This window comes from Dyella sp. GSA-30, from assembly GCF_027924605.1.
In the GTDB taxonomy this organism is placed as follows: domain Bacteria; phylum Pseudomonadota; class Gammaproteobacteria; order Xanthomonadales; family Rhodanobacteraceae; genus GSA-30.
Genome location: NZ_AP027042.1, coordinates 4,640,423 through 4,657,203, shown reverse-complemented (window position 1 = coordinate 4,657,203; position 16,781 = coordinate 4,640,423). Strand labels below are relative to the sequence as shown.

Genomic DNA, 16,781 nt, shown 5'->3' with positions numbered 1-16,781 from the left:
GATCTCAAAATTGCACATCACAGTGCTGTGAGCTCGGTGGAAATGTTACGGTAGTTACTTGCTTTGCTGACTTGTCCAATGAGCTTTGCGAAAACGAAGTCCTTGCTTCGTGCCCGACGAACGCTCTCTAGCGTTCGCTTGTCCACGTAGGTCACATGGGCGTAGGGGGCCAGGCACAGCAGGTGGACGTCATTCAGATCACTACCCTTGCGTTCCGGTTGGTCATGGGCGTGGAGCCGCATGCTTTCCTCAACTATAGAGACTGGAAGCCGATCTCGGGTCACGATCCGTTTCAGATCAGGAAAGGGCAGTCCATTTGCCTCTGCGACAATCCGCAAGCGTTTGTAAAAGATGAGGCGATCCAGGGTTTCGGTGAACGTGGCTGACAGATCGATATCGTCGGGTTCTAGGCCTGCGTTCACCAGAATTTGGATTGCAGGCGGGAGCGCGTGCTCAGCGGAGATCGCTTGCCCGCTACGGATAATCTCGGAAAAGAATGCTTCCGCCATTGCCGTAGGTTCTACTATGCGCTTATCGCCGCGCGCTGCAATCTCGTTGGCCAGGTTATTTTGGAGATGCTCGAGTTTGCGAATGGCTTCTCCTAGATCGCGCAACGGTTTGTTCATCCAGTCAGTGATCCGCGTACTTTCAATTTTTTCTGGGCGCCAACGAGAGATCGCTGCGGTTTTGCGGGCGCTTTCCTGCCGGTCAACAAGTGCAGTGCGCAGGAGCCGCCAGTTTTGAAACAGATCAGGAATTGCCTCAGTTGCTCTGCCAAACGCAAATAGGTTAGTGCGCACGAGTTCACGAACTTGGAGCGCGTCTGCATGCGGTTGTGCATAAGCAACAGCAACCTCAGCTTTTAGCACATCGAGAACAGACCCAGGGCCGGCATCAGGATCCGATGCTTTAATCCATGCTGTCAGCGGCCAACTCCGGAGATAACGAAGCCGCGCATCAACCAGTTCGTCGTCCTGGTGTTGTAGCAGTTCCTCTACTTGGTGCCAGCAAAGCGCCGGCAACCAACCTTGTTCGATCAAGTGGGGAATGAACCTTTGGGCGGCACCGCGTCGTTCACAATCAGCCGAAGCCCAGTCGGCTGCGAGTCCCACTATGTGCGACGTATCGAGGACAACGAGGCGTGGTTGTGTAATCAGCGCGGAAGCGGTCAAGGTCGATGATTTCTTTTTTTTCTGTTCAGGAGAGTCGTATTTTTTACAGCGTTTTATAAAGCGTTCCGAACTTTGCTTCAGTCTGGAAGTGCTTTAGTGACCGCTGGTGCGAACGCATAGGAACAAAGCGCCACTTACGGGGGAACCGTTGTCTGCACATCGCACTCAGCAATGCGGGTTTTTAGATCGCGAGCTAGCATTGGAAAGTGTTTTTAAATTTTCCCCTCTAGATGGGTATGAATCTAGGTTTGAAGGAATGGCCTCGATACACTTCATGGCGCCATGAACTATAAGCGAAGCTATATGTAGAGCTATATGTCTTCCCATATGTATCAATGAGTTAGGTTGACATCGGTGCCGGCTGGTAGCAGTGTCGCGTACGAGAGGTGTGTCCGGCCGGACAAGGTTCGGCCCGAATGCCCCATCCAGGCGCGCAGGTGTTGAATCCTCGCGATGGAGCTAGCCTGAGCACGACCAAGCATCACGCTTCGATCAAGAGGAGTCCTAATGATTGCCAGCGCACACATGCACGTGGATCTGGATAGCTACCTTCCGAACGTGCCCATTCTTACGGCTTCGGAGACCGCGCGGCTACTCGGATACCCGTCGACTGGCGCGCTAGCGAAGGCTAGGCAGGCGGGCCGGCTCCCTATAGAGATGTTTCAGGTTCCCGGTCGCAGGGGTTGGTTTGCCGCGACACCTGCTGTTCGAAACTGGCTGCAGGCCATTACCCGTGGAGCCAGTCCCGCGACCAATACATCGACGGAGGGTAAGCCATGAGCAGATAGCGCTTTTTATGGGGCGCTATAAACGCTCGAGCCCCGCGTGTACTAGACGCGAGGCTCGAAAGTGAAGGCGAGGCTTTTGAGTGGCCTGCTTCCCTTCCAGTTTTAGTGCCTTCCCAGGAACACGTCAAGCACTTTCGCCACTTTGTGGTGCGAGTCCGTTCCCGTGTGCCACGAACTCAGCGACGGTCCGTCGCCGTTAGGGTTCCGTGCGCCTTGTAAGAGGGCCTACCCATGCTGTCTGAGGCAAATCGAGCCGCTTACTATCAAGCTTTACAACTGCCCCCCACTGTCATACGCGAGGTGGAGGAGATGCGCCTAAATAGTCCGTCGAGAAAGCTCTCGCAGAGAGGACTGAAGAACATCCTCGTCGACTTCTATTCCGCCAGAAATGGCGCGCGACGGCGTTTTGAGAGTTATACCGGTGAGTTCCTTTTCGGGCTTGAGCTCGAGGTCTTTGGCTGTAGCCACGAGTACTGGGTACAAGTCAGTCCCAAGAACATCGAGCGCTATGGTAAGACATCCTCAATGACAATCGACTTCATGGTTCTCGACAAAGACCACATTCGTCTCATCGAATGCAAGCCACGTCGAAGACTTGAGAAGCTAGCTTTGGAACACCCTGGTGAGTGGGTTTTAAGCAACGATCGATGGTTGAGGCCTGCTGTCATGGAGTGGGCTGAACACAGAGGACTCAGCTATGAGATCTGGTCGCCGCCCGAGCCGCACGGTATTTATCAGGCCAATCTTTTGGCCCTTTATGGCGTCGTTACTTCCAACTGCATAGATGCCGCGAATGACCGCTGCATTTGCCATCTACGAAAGATTCTGACGACCAGGGTTGTAACGCTAAGGGAGGCGCTTGACCAAATCAAAGGTCTTACGGGAGCACATGTTCTCGCTGCCATGGCAAAGGGGTACCTACATAGCCCGATAAAATCGATTCCGATAGACGCCGCAGAGCGGTTCACGCTCTACGGATCAGAGAGTCGTGCACGTGAGTACGATGATCAGATGCTTGCAGACTTACGGTCCGGCCTGGCGCAACCAAACCTTAGTTCAGCCGTCCTAATGGCCCGCCCGGTAGATCACGAGCGCGGTGTTATGCGTTTGGAGAGGGCTCTTCGAATGTTGGAGGGTAAGGAAAGGCTTACTCGTCGATACGCGCCACTGGTTAGGCGGGTTGCTGAAGCGCGAAAATCAGGAGACAGCGCCTTAGCGGTTTGCGTAACCCGCTACGGCCAGTCTGGCCGGAGGGTTGAGCAGCTAACCAACGATCAGGAGAAGGCACTTGCCTGGGCAATAAAGCAATTCCGGACTGATGCGCTACTTCGCACTAAGGTTCAGGCCCACGATGCATTACGTATCCATTGCGAACGCGAAGGGATTCGAACGCCCAGCAGGACCACATTTCATAACCGACTTCGCGGGGTCAATCATCTGGTCCGAGCGTACACGGAGGGCGGCTATAGGGCATACCACGCCGCTGAGCCGGCCATCGATCCATCGGACCGAACGTTGAGATGTCTGATTCCCGGGCTCATGGCCCACGTTGATGCAACGAAATTCGACGTCCGTTGTAGTCCCGACCTGATCGCGAATCTCGGCTTCGAGTGTCCAACAGTCTATATCGCGATGGATTCAGCCACCGGTCGCCCGCTTGGCCGAGCCGTGATGTTTGGCCATGCTTGTAGGAATGCTCTTGCCGTTTTGATTCGGGACGTCCTTCATCGTCAGGGATTTCTTCCGCGCTACTGGGTGGCCGATGGCGGTTCTGAATACACCGGTGAGTGGTTTGAATCATTCTGTTCTGTGTACGGTGCCACAAGGGTGCAGCCGCCTCCTGGGAATCCTAGAAAGAACTCTTTAGCCGAAAATGCCTTGGGTAGGATCAATGCGGAGCATGCCCATAAGTTCCTTGGTAGCACGGCTCCCGATCAGTGTGGCCGCTCCGTGACTGCTCGCCAGAAGAGTCGGGTAACGGCAGTACACAACTACAAGACGATCGTTGATCTGCTGGATATATACCTATTCTCAGATATGTCATCGGTGCCACATGGTGCGAATCGCTTAAGCCCGAAAGAGAAGAGCGAAGTCTTGTCAGAACTGTTCGGGGCGGCCGGTGTCGTTCGAGTGACCGGTCGAGATGATTTTCTCATTGCTACATCTGTTCCTATCGAACGTGATATCAAAGTAGAAAGAGGGCGTGGCATTAGGCATCTACAGCGAACCTACACGAGCGGTGAACTCTTGCATCGGATTGGCACTTCGCCGGCTTTGGAAAAGCGGCTGGACTGTGTCGATAGTCGTCGGATGTACGTCAAGTTCTCTTCCGGATGGGTACTGGCGACAACGGCAGATAGCCTCAGGAATGAGGGGCGTGGCGACATGGATAAGCTATCCGAGGCTCTGTTTGATCGAGATATTCGCGGCGAGAACGCCCGGATTCGCCGCGCTGCGAGGATAGATCGTGCTATTCGAACGGCCGAGGCAAATGCCACGGCGGGAAGTGCAGAGCACTTGATGCCAGCCGATAACAAGACAATCGAGACAATCTCGGTCACGAAGCGACGAAAGAGAAGATGGTCGTCGCCTGATCAGTCGACCCAGCCCTTTGTTACCGAGGATTCAGAATGAGGACCATCATCAAGCATCCCGCCTTCGAGCAAGGGCGGCATGCACTTATGCGAGCCCTTGATACGCGGATGCGGGGGCAGATCGTCTTTGTGGTCGGAATGTCTGGGGTGGGAAAGTCTGAGATTCGCTATAGCGTCATGCGGTCGTCAGCTGGTTCCCCCGAAACTTGGGGCATAGGGAAGCTTCCGGTTGTACCGGTGCGTGCCACGCCAACAGACAGATCTACTTTTAATCCCAAGGAGTTCACGGCCCGTTTGTACCTAGCGCTTTTGGAGCCCGACATCAGCTGGGCTCTGAGCAGATCTGACGTTGAAAGTCCTGATGGCCCCCACATGCGAATGGACGAGAAGCTGAAGGGGCCACTTGGCCTTGGATTGAAAAAAAGCCTCACAGAACATCAGATGCGGACATACGTAGAACGTATGGCGATCGCTCGAAGTGTGAAGGCAATATTTATAGAGGAAGCTGCATCACTTACCTACACGCACCAGTCAAAGCGTCCTGTAGACCACATGGTGAACTACATGTGCTTGGCGGAGGAGATAGGACTGACCCTGGTGCTTTTTGGTGTGCCGAAGGTGGCTTCGTTGTGGGAAGGGAATGCCGAGGTTCTCAGACGATCGAGGTTTGTCTTCATCGATCGCTATCGTCATGACAAACCGGATGATAGGAACAACTTCGAACGGTTGGCGACGACGATTTCAAGGTCTTATCAATTCAGTCGTACGAGACTTGTGCGTGACACTCTCGATTTAGCTTATGCATCCAGCGCTGGGGTCTTCGGAGAGGTTGAGGCGTTTTATTGGCGCGCCGATGACCTACGATTTCTTGAAGGATGCTCGGCTATATGTAAACGGCACTTGGAAGGCGCCGTAAGCGGAGGAGCTACGTTGGCTACGCTCCATGCCGAAGCGGCACTGTTTGACTTTCTTAGGGCGCCGGCAGACGCAGTTGCCATTCAGCGGATTCTTCAGTGATGGCAAAGGAAGGGTCTCAACATCTTGGGATTACATTGCTCGAATGTTGGACAGTTCTCCCACCGCTTGCCCTTCGTGGAATTCAGACTCCCTTGGTTGAATCGCTTTCGTATTACTTTGATCGTCTGATGTGGACCACAGGACTTGCCAGCGGAGAGATGATCAAGTTGATTAGACCTCAGTCAGTATCTTCAAGGATAAAGAAGTTTGATTTTCGAACTACTGACCCTGTGTTCGAGGAGATAATTGAGTTGGAGGCGTTGACAGGTCAAGGTAACTTGCGGTTTGGCACTCTGTGGTCCCTATCGGAGATCCTTTCAGGTAAAGGCGATTTGTATGGAAGACAGCGGAGGCGTTGGTGTCCTATGTGTTTCGAGTACTGGGACGAAGCATCCTACGAGCCATTGGTGTGGAGTATCGATCTTATTGGGTGCTGTCCGGTGCATGAGTGCAAGCTTGAATATATGTGCTTCAGATGTGGTGCAGTTCAAGCGCGGGTCCATGACTTAGAACGACGAAGGCTGTGTTCCGCATGCGGCAAGCGCTTAGGGCATCAGGTAAAGAGCAGCCGGTTGCCGAGTTTCCTCATGTGGGTGGACAAACAGGTTTTGGAGCTAGTTGAGTATTGTGCGACGCCGCGAGCCTGTCCGATGGCCTGGTCAGAATACGAGCGTTTCATCCGTAGGCTTCAGATGAATGCTCGAGATGATGGATGCGCACAAGCGCCTGGGCGCCCTATTTTTCGTGATTTTTACATGAGAGCAGTCCGCAAGTCATGGCGGCCAACGATCCGATCACTAATTAATTTGTGCGCCGTGCAAGGTATCTCGATGAGCGAGTTTCTCAATGCGCCCGATGAGTCATCCGGTCCAAAGCTATTCGGTCAGTGGCCAGGACTGTCCTATCTTCCGCTTCCATCGGCCTACCGGGCTCAGCGGATCTACGTAGCGACTCGACTGATCGGATACATGGTTGATAGGAATCCACCGTACTTGCCTCCTCTAGATCTACTTTTGAAACCTCTCAGGGTGGCGGAGATAACCGTGAGGGATTCTTCGCCCGGAGCCTATCGAGACTACGAGACCCTCTACTCGAAGCAGGGCGATCCTCGTCATCTAGGTGATCTAAGACGATCGTACTTGGCTGCAAGACACGTTCTCAATGCGCGTGACCGCGGGCACGAATCTGGCTCGCTCTTGGATATAGTTGTGGATGTCGCGAAGCTGGACATTACTGATGCGATCAAGGTTCTGGATGGTGCCAGCGCCGCGACCGACGCCTATGCCCAATATCGCATCGAAAGCTACGAAAAAGAGCTTCCAATTCGAAGCGCAGTAGAATGGGTGGTTGGTAAGTGGGGTGAGCACATCTATGGGCAGTAGAAGCAACTAGGTGGGTGGTAAGTTTTCAACATTTTGAACGAGGACCACATGATGAGTGAAAAAGATATGCCCCAATTGATCAGTCCTGTTCTTCTGAAAGCCATCGGCGAGGTGCTCGGGCCAAGCGAAACGCTTGCTGAATTTATAGAGGCGGCTTTGGGCGGCTCAGTGGCTCGGCGACAATCGATGAACAATTTTGTTGACCGCGCAATAGTATCGCGCGATGAAGCCAGGGCTAAGGGAGGCTATGTGGCTGCAGGAGATGTCCTGAAAGAGCTCGAGATTGTTCTGAAGGAGCACTCAAGTTAGTCAGTGCAGATGCTCCAGCGACCTCTGTGAGGTTTTGAAGATGCCAGCTTCGACGCATGATGCGTATATGATGAAATCCCGGTTAGATCTGCAAGATTGTCTGGGCATTATTGATACTTCTGCAAGTCTTTCATGAGTACTATTCGATCCTGCTGAAATATCTTTCGCACTGGCGCCTACAGTGTCATGTTCCTTTGCTTGGCGATACCCATGTGGTTCATTAAGTCATGGAGTTCAAGTACGCTGTCTCTCGCGCGATCTACAACGACGCGCCCGAAATGTTTGTCTAAGTAATCGGTCTCATGTGCTTCGCAACCGAATATGTTCGCGAACTGTTTCTTCAAGTCTGCAGTTAATTCTTTCGGTCTATGCCCGGCGATTTTCAAGAGAGTCGCCTCAATGCAGGGTGAGGATTCGATCACCCTAATTTTTGCTTTCTCTGCTTGTCTTCGATCTGCATCGGTCCAGTGGGTATCGTTGTCGATCATCAGGACTACTCTGTCGTAGGCCAGAAAGCGCACTTCCCGTATAGCTTGCTGAAGTGCTTGATGACCACCGCCCCCAAAGGCATTTTTGATCGTGACAGACCTTCCTAATTCTGCCCCATAAAGAGCGCGAAGATGCCGCAAAAAAGTAACCTCGGCGTCTCCCTCGCCAACAATCAGGAGTGTGACACGTACCGCTCTCTTTTTCGGCGGAGTCATAGTTTCGGTACTGCTCCGTATGCGCCGCTCATGTATTTGGCGTATAGGTTGTCCTGGCTGCGCACCCCTGCCATTGAATCCAAACGCCATGCTTGGCTTTCACAGTTTGATTTTTCGACCAGCATGACCTGCGATTTATTGAGTAGGTTTAAAACCTCCGCGGCGTGGCAAGTAAAAATAATCTGAGCTTGGTAGGGGTTCGTTCTCGGGTTCGCGAAAAGCCCTAGCAGCGGCTCAAGCATGTGGGGGTGCATATCGCTCTCGAGTTCATCGATTACGGCTATTCCGCCCGCGGACAACACATCGAGAAGCATCCACAAATTGACAAAAGCGGCCCTAGTTCCATTTGATTCCTCGAACATCGGAAGCTCGTGAGTCGAGCCGTCCTTGAGCTTATGTATGCCATAAGCGATATATCGCGGTTTCGCTTCATTACCCTGTGTAGATTCCGCCTCCTGGGGAGAATTTGTCGCAGGCAATTCGCGTATATCGACACCAGACAGGCCCAAATCCCAAGATCTCAACAACTGTTCCATCTGAGTACGCAAGTCGGGGTTGTGATGGAAGTCTGCAGAGGCAAGAGCGCCGAACTGCTCACCATAAATCCTACCCATTACGTTGATGTTGGTGCACAAGTTTGCGCCGGCCAACGCTTGAGCCATCTGCACGCCGTATTGAGCTCCAGTCGAGATTAGTGACGCATTGGGTCGTACCCTTTTTGCTTCTTTCGACAAAAAGCCGTAACCCTTTTGCTTGATGGCATACGTGTCAGTTGATTCGTCCCAATCTCTCAGGAACACGTATGAAAAGGCCTTTTTTTTCTTTGGCTTCTGATAGACGGCCTCGTGTAGAACTCGCTGTCGCGTTGCCTTCAGGACGTAGCGCCACAAAGTACCCTCGCCGTCGTCGGCGTCGAGTTCGAATTCGACGGGTTCGTTCGGCCTGGTGAAGTGAGGCTTGATCGGTATTGGTTCGCCGGGTGGCGTTGTATGGAACGAGTCGGCGATGAACCAATTCAGGAAAGCTAGAGGCTTCAGCAACGACGTCTTGCCGCCGCCATTGGGACCGATCACGGCCATTGCTGTGGCAAGCCGTTGACCAGACGGTGAGCGTGCAGCCCAGGGCGTGTTCCCGACCTTCTCGGTCATTCTCAGCGAAACCTCAGTGTGTTCGGCGAAGCTGAGAAAATTCTTTATTGAATACCTATGCAGCATGGCAGTGCCTTCTCTAGATAGGCTTAGCCTGCCATAAAACACAATAATCGACAAAATTTTGTCTATTGTGTCGAACTAAGCTCTTTCTTCATCGCCAAATCTCAATTCGCCCCGATCCTGCTGAAACCAATGTCTGTACATGCTTCGTGACACCAATGTTTGTACATCCCGTACATACTTTGGTGTCATGCCCAAAGTCTGGCCGTAAATCCCCCCATGACCTCCAGCCCATGCTCTAGTGTGAACTTCACACTATGATGGAGTCATAGATAAGTCGCCCTGCAGGTGAGTCGTGGAAGACATCGCCAGCCATTTGAAGAAGTTTCAGAAGGAACTGGCCTCCGGGACGGTGTCGCTGGTGCTGTTGGCGGTGCTGGGGCAGTCGCGCCAGGCGTTGTATGGCTACCAGATCGCCAAGCGGCTGGAAGAGGTGGGCGAGGGCGTGTTGGCGGGGAAGCAGAGTGCCTTGTATCCGGTGCTGCGCAACCTCGAGGGGGCCGGTTTGCTGGCTAGCGAGGTCGAGCCTTCGGTGAGTGGGCCGCCGCGTCGCTATTACCGTATTACCAAGCTGGGGCGCGAAGTCTTGCGCGAGTGGGTTGCCGCGTGGAGTGCCACGCGCGATTCCGTCGAATCCGTTTTGCAGGGAGGTGTTGCATGAATACGCCGCGCACGATCGCCGAATATCTCGATCAATTGCGTGCCGCTTTGCGCGGCGCCGATCCGGCGCTGATCCAGGATGCCTTGTACGACGCGGAGGAACACCTGCGCGCCGAACTGGCCGAGCAGCCCGGCCGCAGTGAGAAGGACATGCTTGAGCACGTGGTCAGTACGTACGGTGCGCCCGAAGAGGTGGCCGATATCTATCGCGACCAGGAGATCAAGATCCAGCGCGCGTTGCGGCCGCCGCCGCAGCCGAAACGCCGGACCTGGGCGGGGCGCTTCTTTGGTGTCGCCACCGATCCGCGCATGTGGGGCTCGATGTTCTACATGGTGTTGGCGCTGGCCACGGGTATTTTCTATTTTGTCTGGGCAGTGACGGGTACGTCGCTGTCGGCGGGCTTGTCGGTGCTGATCGTCGGCATTCCCTTCATCATCCTGTTCCTGGGCACGGTGCGCGCCTTGTCGTTGATCGAAGGTCGCATCGTCGAGGCGATGCTCGGGGTGCGCATGCCGCGCCGACCGCCGTATCCGACGCAGGGGTTATCGCTGATGAAGCGCATCGGTGCCTTGTTTACCGATGGGCATACCTGGACGACGTTGTTCTACATGGTCCTGATGCTGCCGCTGGGGATCATCTATTTCACGCTCACGATTACCTTGCTGGCGGTATCGGTGGCGTTTATCGGCGCGCCGTTGGGTTATTGGACCGACACGCTGGGCTTCGATGTGCATTTCGACGATGTCCGGTTCGCCGGGCCCTGGTCGGTGGTGCTCCTGTTCGTAATCGGCGTTGTCCTGCTGTTCACCACGATGCATCTGGTGCGCGCGCTGGGTCAGATGCATGGGCATATCGCCAAGCATCTGCTGGTACCGCGTTCGAGCAACTGATTCCTGGGAGACGCAAAGCATGTCCGAGGTTCTGCATAAGCTGGTCGGTCAGTGGGTGGGCGAGGAACAGATTGCGACGACGCGTTGGGGCGAGGGTGGCCCGGCCACGGCGGAAATCGATGCGCGGTTCGATCTAGGTGGGAAGGCGTTGATACTCGATTATCGCGAGACGCGCGATGGGAAGCCTTCGCTGGCTGTGCATGCGGTCTTTGTTGCCGGTCCCGAGCACGATCAGTTTCAGTTGTTCTGGTTCGACAGTTATGGCTTTGTGCCGTCGTCGCCGGCGCAGGGGCTTTGGGATGGGAACAAGCTGAGCTTTGTGCGCAGTTCGTCGCGTGGGCAGACGCGGCATGTGTATGTGTTCAAGGATGATGGCGGGTATAGCTTGGCGCTGGAGAGTTCGTTCGATGGTGGTTTGAGTTGGGAGTCGGTGATGCGTGGGGAGTATCGACGAAAGACCGCCTAGTCTTGTAGGAGCACCTTCAGTCGCGACCCATAGTTACCTTGAGGCCTGTTGTCGCTGAAAGTAGCCTTGAATGACCTCAGTTTTCCTATCGTCATCCCGGCGCAGGCCGGGACCCAGTAGCGTCAGTTTTTAGCTTTCGCGATAGAGCTGACTTTTGCAGGCTCTCGCGATAGCCGATCACAAAGCCACTGGGTTCCGGCCTGCGCCGGAATGACGAGTAGGGAGGGTCGAGGTTCCCTGAAGTCGCTCCGGAAGGGAGGGACGAGTTAGACGAGTTGCAGGTCCCTGGGTTTTGCACCGGGGAAAACGCTCTGCAACTGGCTGCCCGACAAACCCCATGTACGCGCCAACAATCCACCGAGCATGTCGCGATAATTGGTCAGCACCGGATAGTCGCGGTTCTGCAGCAAGCTCTGCTGATTGACCGCAACTTGTTCGCCGGCAATACGACCGCCGTTGACCTTGCCGCCCAACACCCAATACACCGTACCGTGGCCATGGTCGGTGCCTTTGTTGCCGTTCTCGCGGAACGTGCGGCCGAACTCGGAGACGACAACGACGATGGTGTTGTTCCATTCGTCGCCTAGCGCATTGGCATACGCGGCGAGTCCCTGGCCAAGATTGCTCAGGTTGTTGGCGAGCTGGCCGGTGGTGTTGCCCTGGTTGACGTGGGTATCCCAGCCGCCGACGTCGACAAAGCCGAGTCGATATTGGTCGCGCATCAGCGTGGCGATGCGCTGGGTTTCGTCGGCGAAGTTCTTGGCTGTGGGCGCGCCGCGGTTCGCCTTCATCATTTCGTCCTGCAGCTCTTTCGATACGCGCTGACGCAGGTCAAGGCCGTCGCTGGCGGCGGCAGCCAACGCCGTACCCTGGTACATGCCCGAAAGAATCGCGGACTGCCGTTCGTCGAAGGCGGGCTTGCCGACACCGCGTAGCGAGATGTTGGGGATATCGCGCTTGCTGCCTTGGAAGCTCAACGGCAGGGCATCGGTAAAGGCGATCGACGGCACCGTGGTCATGGCGCCAGAGAGCCGCGCCATGAAGCCTGAGCGATAGTCGTTGCGCTGGTTGCTCGGCTCGCCCGATTCGATGTTGTCCTGCGTCTCGAAATGGCTGCGCGACATATCGTCGGTACCGGCGAACGGTACGAAGGCGATCTGTTTGCGTTGCCATAGTGGATAGATCGAATCGCGCAGTACGGGGTTGAGTCCCCAGTTGCCATCCAGTGCAATCGCACTATTGGGATTGTTCGGATCGGGTTTGGCGATCGCCAGCGTGGGGCGGGACTGGTAATAGAAGTCGCTACTGTAGGGCACCAGCAGGTTGTTGCAGTCGTAGCCGCCACGTAGAAAGACCAGCAGAAAACGCGGCGTTGTCGCGGGTGCGGCAAACAGCTTGCCCGAAAAGCTCAGTGCGGGTGCTGCGAGGGCGGCAGTGGCGGCGGTGAACAGGAATTGGCGGCGATCCATGGTTGACCTCGATATCGCTTAGCGGAAATTGAAATCGGGCGAGGAGAGCAGGAAGGTGTTCCATTCCTGCTGACTGGCCGCCTTGCCGAGCGCATCGCGCGTGGCAGCGGAAAGGTTCGGTTCGATCGCGTCGTAGAACAGCCGCGTGGTCAGCATCGGGAAACCGGCACCGACTTTCGGACTGCCTTCGGGAGTGAACAGGCGGTTGTCGCCGGTGCCGATGGCGCGCGCGATTTCAAAGCGTTTGGACATCTGTCCGGAACTCGACCAGCCGACGGAATCGAGTGGCCAGCCATCGGGAGTGAGGCGGCCGAATGCTGGTTCGCCCAATTGATTGAGCCAGTTGAGCAGCGGCTTGGCGTTGACGAGCGGTTTGCCGTCATAGGCAAGCCGCACCGAGGAGACGACGAACTGCGTCGGGTCCTTGAACTTCTTTCCGCGCGATGCCAGCAGTTCCTTCGATTCGAACAGCGTGCGCAATACCTTGCCGATATCGCCGTCGCTGCGGCGGAAGGTGCGAGCCATCTTGTCGATCAGCGTCTGCGGTGGCTGGTCGGCGACAAAGTACTCGGCAAGCTTGCGCGAGACGAACTGCGCGCAGGCGGGCTGGCGCGTAATCAGGTCGACGGCCTGCTCAATCTCCTTGAAGCCGCTGCCCTTGATGGTCTGGCCGAGCAGCGTTTTATCGCTGAAATCGTGGCGCGCCGGGTTGAACTCGAAAGCGCCCTGGCGAATGTAGAGCGGCTGCATCTGAGGGTTGAGCTTGGGCGGTTCGCCACCGCGCTTGGGTGGCACGATGCCGGCGCCGGTAAGGATCAGAGCGAGCTGCTGCACGTCCTGCTGCGTATAGCCGCCATGGACGCCCAGCGTGTGCAGCTCCATCAGTTCGCGAGCGTAGTTCTCGTTGACATGGCCCTTGGCGTTCTGCGCATTGTCCAGAAACTCCAGCATGGCGGGGCTTTCCAGTGTCGCCATCACCAGGTCGCGGAACTTGCCCAGCGCATGCGCGCGGATCGTGTTCTGCGCATAGTCGGAGACGACCCAGCGAACCCGCCCCTTGGCGCCATAGACACTGAAATGGTTGAGCCAGAACCAGACCATCTGTTCCTTCAACTGGTTGCTGCCGTAGACGGCGCGCAACATGACGGTCTCCTGTGACTGCTGCAGTAAATCGTTGGCATGTTGTTGCTGGAATTTGCGCGCGTCGTTCTTGGCGTCGCCGTCCGGCATGTCCTTAATTTTTTGTTGTTCTTCCTGGAGCCGCACCAGCATTTCGTCGTTGGGCGTACTGTTGACCTCGTAGCTGCCGAGCAGCTGAGTGATTTCCGGCGGCAGGTTGTCGGTGCCGCGGTCGGTCAGTTGCTCGTCGAGAAAGCGGGAGCGGCCGAGTTCGCGATAGCGGGCGACGGTGGCGCTGTTCAAATCGAAACTGTCGCGGCGCAGCCAGGCGATATCGTCCTGACTAAGGGTTTCTTCACGGGCCAGGGCAGGCGTAGCGGCTACGCAGGTCAAGGCAAAAGCAAGCCACACGTAAGCTGAGCGTCGGGCGGTCGGAATTTCCATGCGAAAGAGCACCGGCTTTGAGGACGTTGCAAGCTTCAACGCAAAAGCCTGTGTTGTCGCCGACAGGTTTCGCGAAATCGGCGGGCCGCATTCGGTGGCGATTCATTCCTGGGTTGGGCGCAGGAATTTGCGATAACTAAAACTCGTCGACAACCTCGGCCACGGTGTCGAGCCGGGCGGCTTCCAGCTCGATCACATTGCGTACGACGCTGGCTCGTTTGCTGTTGTGCGCTTCCACTTCGATAAAGAACATATCGCTGCTGCTGTCTTCGATCGATTCGCTGGAGCTCGAGTCGTCGCGGGTGTACTGCGCCGGGTCGTCGAGTTCTTCGACGCGTTCGATTCCCTCGATGCTGTGCAGCGTGGAAATGAGCGTATCGGCATTGGCGCGGGTGCCGAACAGGCGGACACGGATCAAGGGCATGGCTAGGGCTCCATGGGTCGGGAAACCTGTGTTGCATGCTCGCGCCAGGGGTGTGTGGGGCAGGTGATGCCGTTACCATGCGCGCATGACCAAGCATTACGACCGAGCCTATTTCGACAAGTGGTACCGCGATCCGGCGCATGCCGTCGGGTCGGCTGCCGAGCTCAAACGCAAAGTGGCGATGGTGGTCGCACAGGCGGAGTATTACCTGGGGCGCCCGATCCGCAACGTGCTGGACGTGGGCTGTGGCGAGGGCGTGTGGCGCGCACCGCTGCGCGCGCTACGGCCAGGTGTTCACTATCGCGGGCTCGATGCCAGCGAGTACGTGGTGGAGCGATACGGGCGGTCGCGCAATATCGGCTTGGCCACCTTCGGGCAGTTGGGACAACTACGGTTCGATCAGCGCTTCGACTTGATCGTCTGTTCCGATGTGCTGCATTACCTGAAGCCGACCGAGATTCGCGCGGGCCTGCTTGGGATCGGCGAGATGCTCGAAGGCGTCGCGTTTCTTGAATTGTTTACCAGTCGCGATGATGTCGACGGCGATCATGTGGGGTTCTACAAGCGTTCCCCGGGGTGGTATCTGAAGGCGTTCCGCGAGGTGGGGCTGCTGTCGTGCGGCTCGCATTGTTATCTGGGGCCGCGGTTGGATCGACATATTGCTGCGTTGGAGCGGGCGCAGTGGGTTGAGTGAAGAGCCCCCTCACCCCAGCCCTCTCCCCCGGCGAAGCCAGGGGAGAGGGAGCGCAGTGAGGCAAGTTTGAATCATGCGCGCTTTTGGCTCCCTCTCCCCTGGCTTTGTCGGGGGAGAGGGTTGGGGTGAGGGGGCGCTCTTACCTACGCCTTGCCGTGAAACAACTCACGCCCAATCAACATCCGACGGATCTCGTTCGTCCCGGCGCCGATCTCATAAAGCTTGGCGTCGCGCAGCAAGCGCCCGGCCGGGAACTCGTTGATATAGCCGTTGCCGCCCAAGGCCTGGATCGCTTCCAGCGCGACATGCACCGCCTTCTCCGAGGCATTGAGCAAGCACGCCGCCGGATCGATACGCGACTTCAAGCCACTGTCGAACTGCTGCGCCACCATGTACGCAAAGCCGCGCGACGATTGCAGCGAGGTGTACATATCGGCGACTTTCGCCTGCATCACCCCGAACGTACCGATCGGTGCGTTGAACTGCTTGCGCTCGCGCACATACGGAATGACCAGGTCCATCGCCGCCTGCATCAAACCGATCGGGCCACCCGACAGCACCAGGCGCTCGGTATCCAGGCCGCTCATCAGCACGCGCACGCCTTCGTTCACTTCGCCGACGATATTTTCGGCGGGGATTTCGCAATCTTCGAACACCAGCTCGCAGGTGTTCGAACCACGCATGCCCAGCTTGTCCAGCTTCTGCGCGGTCGAAAAACCCTTCATGCCTTTTTCGACGATGAACGCCGTCATGCATCGGCTACCGGCCACGCGCGGTGCCGTGCGCATGTAGACCAGCAGCACGTCGGCATCGGGACCGTTGGTGATCCACATCTTCGAACCGTTGGCGACCCAGACGTCACCCTTCAGTTCGGCCTTGCAGCTCATCGAGCCGACCACGTCCGAACCCGCGCCGGGCTCGCTCATCGCCAGCGCGCCGATGTATTCGCCTGAGCACATCTTGGGGATGTACTTGCGGCGCTGGGCTTCATTGCCGTTATGAAAAATGTTCTGCACGGCCAGGTTCGAGTGCGCGCCGTACGACAAGCCGACCGAACCCGATGCACGCGAGATTTCTTCCATCGCCACCATATGCGCGAGGAAGCCCATGCCGGTGCCGCCGTATTCCTCGGGAATGGTCATGCCCAGCAGGCCCATATCGCCGAACTTCTTCCATAGGTCGGCCGGGAACAGATTGTCGCGGTCGATGTGATCGGCGCGCGGCGCGATCTCTTTTTCGGCAAACGCATGCACGCTTTCGCGCAGCATGTCGATGTCTTCTCCAAGCGGGAAGGGACGCATGGTGCAACTTCTCCTGTTCTTTCGTTGTATCGCGCAAACCATTAGATGATAGCCGGCTCCGCTATGTTGACCTTGGCGCACCGCACCAGATCGAGGCCCAGCCTGAGGTTAAATTGTTGCAAATAAGAATCACTAT

15 protein-coding genes are annotated in these 16,781 nt (G+C 56.3%); 8 read left to right on the top strand and 7 right to left on the bottom strand.

Annotated features, from left to right (window positions below):
* Positions 1-17 precede the first annotated feature (17 nt).
* On the bottom strand, positions 18-1,040 hold the full coding sequence (locus QMG46_RS19865; RefSeq protein ID WP_281849609.1) for a hypothetical protein: 1,023 nt from the start codon (positions 1,038-1,040) through the stop codon (positions 18-20).
* Between the two features lie 1,151 nt (positions 1,041-2,191).
* On the opposite strand from QMG46_RS19865, the gene QMG46_RS19860 reads away from it, so the two are divergent.
* The 4 genes from QMG46_RS19860 to QMG46_RS19845 all read left to right on the top strand — a co-directional run bounded on the left by QMG46_RS19860 (position 2,192) and on the right by QMG46_RS19845 (position 7,262).
* On the top strand, positions 2,192-4,594 hold the full coding sequence (locus tag QMG46_RS19860; RefSeq protein ID WP_281849608.1) for an integrase catalytic domain-containing protein: 2,403 nt from the start codon (positions 2,192-2,194) through the stop codon (positions 4,592-4,594).
* Positions 4,591-5,571, top strand: coding sequence for an AAA family ATPase (locus QMG46_RS19855; protein WP_281849607.1), 981 nt, complete (start codon positions 4,591-4,593; stop codon positions 5,569-5,571). The genes QMG46_RS19860 and QMG46_RS19855 overlap by 4 nt, the downstream gene beginning before the upstream one ends.
* A gap of 830 nt (positions 5,572-6,401) precedes the next feature.
* The gene (locus tag QMG46_RS19850) at positions 6,402-6,953 is read left to right on the top strand and encodes a hypothetical protein (protein WP_281849606.1); all 552 of its coding nucleotides are present in this window, start codon (positions 6,402-6,404) and stop codon (positions 6,951-6,953) included.
* 48 nt (positions 6,954-7,001) lie between these two features.
* Positions 7,002-7,262: a YlcI/YnfO family protein gene (locus tag QMG46_RS19845; protein ID WP_281849605.1), complete on the top strand. Its 261-nt coding sequence runs from the start codon at positions 7,002-7,004 to the stop codon at positions 7,260-7,262.
* Positions 7,263-7,438: 176 nt separating this feature from the next.
* On the opposite strand, the gene QMG46_RS19840 is transcribed toward QMG46_RS19845, so the two are convergent.
* Together QMG46_RS19840 and QMG46_RS19835 are read right to left on the bottom strand one after the other, a co-directional pair.
* On the bottom strand, positions 7,439-7,966 hold the full coding sequence (locus QMG46_RS19840) for a hypothetical protein (protein WP_281849604.1): 528 nt from the start codon (positions 7,964-7,966) through the stop codon (positions 7,439-7,441).
* Positions 7,963-9,180, bottom strand: coding sequence for an AAA family ATPase (locus QMG46_RS19835; protein ID WP_281849603.1), 1,218 nt, complete (start codon positions 9,178-9,180; stop codon positions 7,963-7,965). Before QMG46_RS19835 ends, QMG46_RS19840 begins: the two co-directional genes overlap by 4 nt.
* A gap of 292 nt (positions 9,181-9,472) precedes the next feature.
* On the opposite strand from QMG46_RS19835, the gene QMG46_RS19830 reads away from it, so the two are divergent.
* Genes QMG46_RS19830 through QMG46_RS19820 form a run of 3 tightly spaced genes read left to right on the top strand, consistent with a single transcriptional unit; the run spans position 9,473 to position 11,194 of the window.
* The gene (locus tag QMG46_RS19830) at positions 9,473-9,838 is read left to right on the top strand and encodes a PadR family transcriptional regulator (protein WP_281849602.1); all 366 of its coding nucleotides are present in this window, start codon (positions 9,473-9,475) and stop codon (positions 9,836-9,838) included.
* A complete protein-coding gene (locus tag QMG46_RS19825) occupies positions 9,835-10,728 on the top strand; it encodes a sensor domain-containing protein (RefSeq protein ID WP_281849601.1) in 894 nt (297 codons plus the stop codon). Before QMG46_RS19830 ends, QMG46_RS19825 begins: the two co-directional genes overlap by 4 nt.
* A 19-nt stretch (positions 10,729-10,747) precedes the next feature.
* Positions 10,748-11,194, top strand: coding sequence for a DUF1579 family protein (locus tag QMG46_RS19820; protein WP_281849600.1), 447 nt, complete (start codon positions 10,748-10,750; stop codon positions 11,192-11,194).
* A gap of 266 nt (positions 11,195-11,460) precedes the next feature.
* Here the strand turns inward: QMG46_RS19820 and QMG46_RS19815 are convergent, their stop codons facing one another.
* From QMG46_RS19815 to QMG46_RS19805, 3 genes are all read right to left on the bottom strand, one after another.
* Positions 11,461-12,663 carry a DUF1501 domain-containing protein gene (locus tag QMG46_RS19815; RefSeq protein WP_281849599.1) on the bottom strand — a complete coding sequence of 401 codons (1,203 nt, stop codon included), beginning with the start codon at positions 12,661-12,663 and terminating at the stop codon, positions 11,461-11,463.
* An 18-nt stretch (positions 12,664-12,681) separates the two neighbouring features.
* Positions 12,682-14,226 carry a DUF1800 domain-containing protein gene (locus QMG46_RS19810; protein ID WP_281849598.1) on the bottom strand — a complete coding sequence of 515 codons (1,545 nt, stop codon included), beginning with the start codon at positions 14,224-14,226 and terminating at the stop codon, positions 12,682-12,684.
* Positions 14,227-14,362: 136 nt separating this feature from the next.
* The gene (locus QMG46_RS19805; RefSeq protein ID WP_281849597.1) at positions 14,363-14,650 is read right to left on the bottom strand and encodes a hypothetical protein; all 288 of its coding nucleotides are present in this window, start codon (positions 14,648-14,650) and stop codon (positions 14,363-14,365) included.
* An 85-nt stretch (positions 14,651-14,735) separates the two neighbouring features.
* On the opposite strand from QMG46_RS19805, the gene QMG46_RS19800 reads away from it, so the two are divergent.
* Positions 14,736-15,344: a class I SAM-dependent DNA methyltransferase gene (locus tag QMG46_RS19800; protein WP_281849596.1), complete on the top strand. Its 609-nt coding sequence runs from the start codon at positions 14,736-14,738 to the stop codon at positions 15,342-15,344.
* Between the two features lie 143 nt (positions 15,345-15,487).
* On the opposite strand, the gene QMG46_RS19795 is transcribed toward QMG46_RS19800, so the two are convergent.
* A complete protein-coding gene (locus QMG46_RS19795; RefSeq protein WP_281849595.1) occupies positions 15,488-16,645 on the bottom strand; it encodes an isovaleryl-CoA dehydrogenase in 1,158 nt (385 codons plus the stop codon).
* Positions 16,646-16,781: the final 136 nt, after the last annotated feature.

Coding starts and splice junctions, on each gene's coding strand:
- QMG46_RS19860 (WP_281849608.1), top strand. CDS start 2,192: ATGCTGTCTGAGGCAAATCGAGCCGCTTACTATCAAGCTTTACAACTG.
- QMG46_RS19855 (WP_281849607.1), top strand. CDS start 4,591: ATGAGGACCATCATCAAGCATCCCGCCTTCGAGCAAGGGCGGCATGCA.
- QMG46_RS19850 (WP_281849606.1), top strand. CDS start 6,402: ATGAGCGAGTTTCTCAATGCGCCCGATGAGTCATCCGGTCCAAAGCTA.
- QMG46_RS19845 (WP_281849605.1), top strand. CDS start 7,002: ATGATGAGTGAAAAAGATATGCCCCAATTGATCAGTCCTGTTCTTCTG.
- QMG46_RS19840 (WP_281849604.1), bottom strand. CDS start 7,966: ATGACTCCGCCGAAAAAGAGAGCGGTACGTGTCACACTCCTGATTGTT.
- QMG46_RS19835 (WP_281849603.1), bottom strand. CDS start 9,180: ATGCTGCATAGGTATTCAATAAAGAATTTTCTCAGCTTCGCCGAACAC.
- QMG46_RS19825 (WP_281849601.1), top strand. CDS start 9,835: ATGAATACGCCGCGCACGATCGCCGAATATCTCGATCAATTGCGTGCC.
- QMG46_RS19820 (WP_281849600.1), top strand. CDS start 10,748: ATGTCCGAGGTTCTGCATAAGCTGGTCGGTCAGTGGGTGGGCGAGGAA.
- QMG46_RS19815 (WP_281849599.1), bottom strand. CDS start 12,663: ATGGATCGCCGCCAATTCCTGTTCACCGCCGCCACTGCCGCCCTCGCA.
- QMG46_RS19810 (WP_281849598.1), bottom strand. CDS start 14,226: ATGGAAATTCCGACCGCCCGACGCTCAGCTTACGTGTGGCTTGCTTTT.
- QMG46_RS19805 (WP_281849597.1), bottom strand. CDS start 14,650: ATGCCCTTGATCCGTGTCCGCCTGTTCGGCACCCGCGCCAATGCCGAT.
- QMG46_RS19800 (WP_281849596.1), top strand. CDS start 14,736: ATGACCAAGCATTACGACCGAGCCTATTTCGACAAGTGGTACCGCGAT.
- QMG46_RS19795 (WP_281849595.1), bottom strand. CDS start 16,645: ATGCGTCCCTTCCCGCTTGGAGAAGACATCGACATGCTGCGCGAAAGC.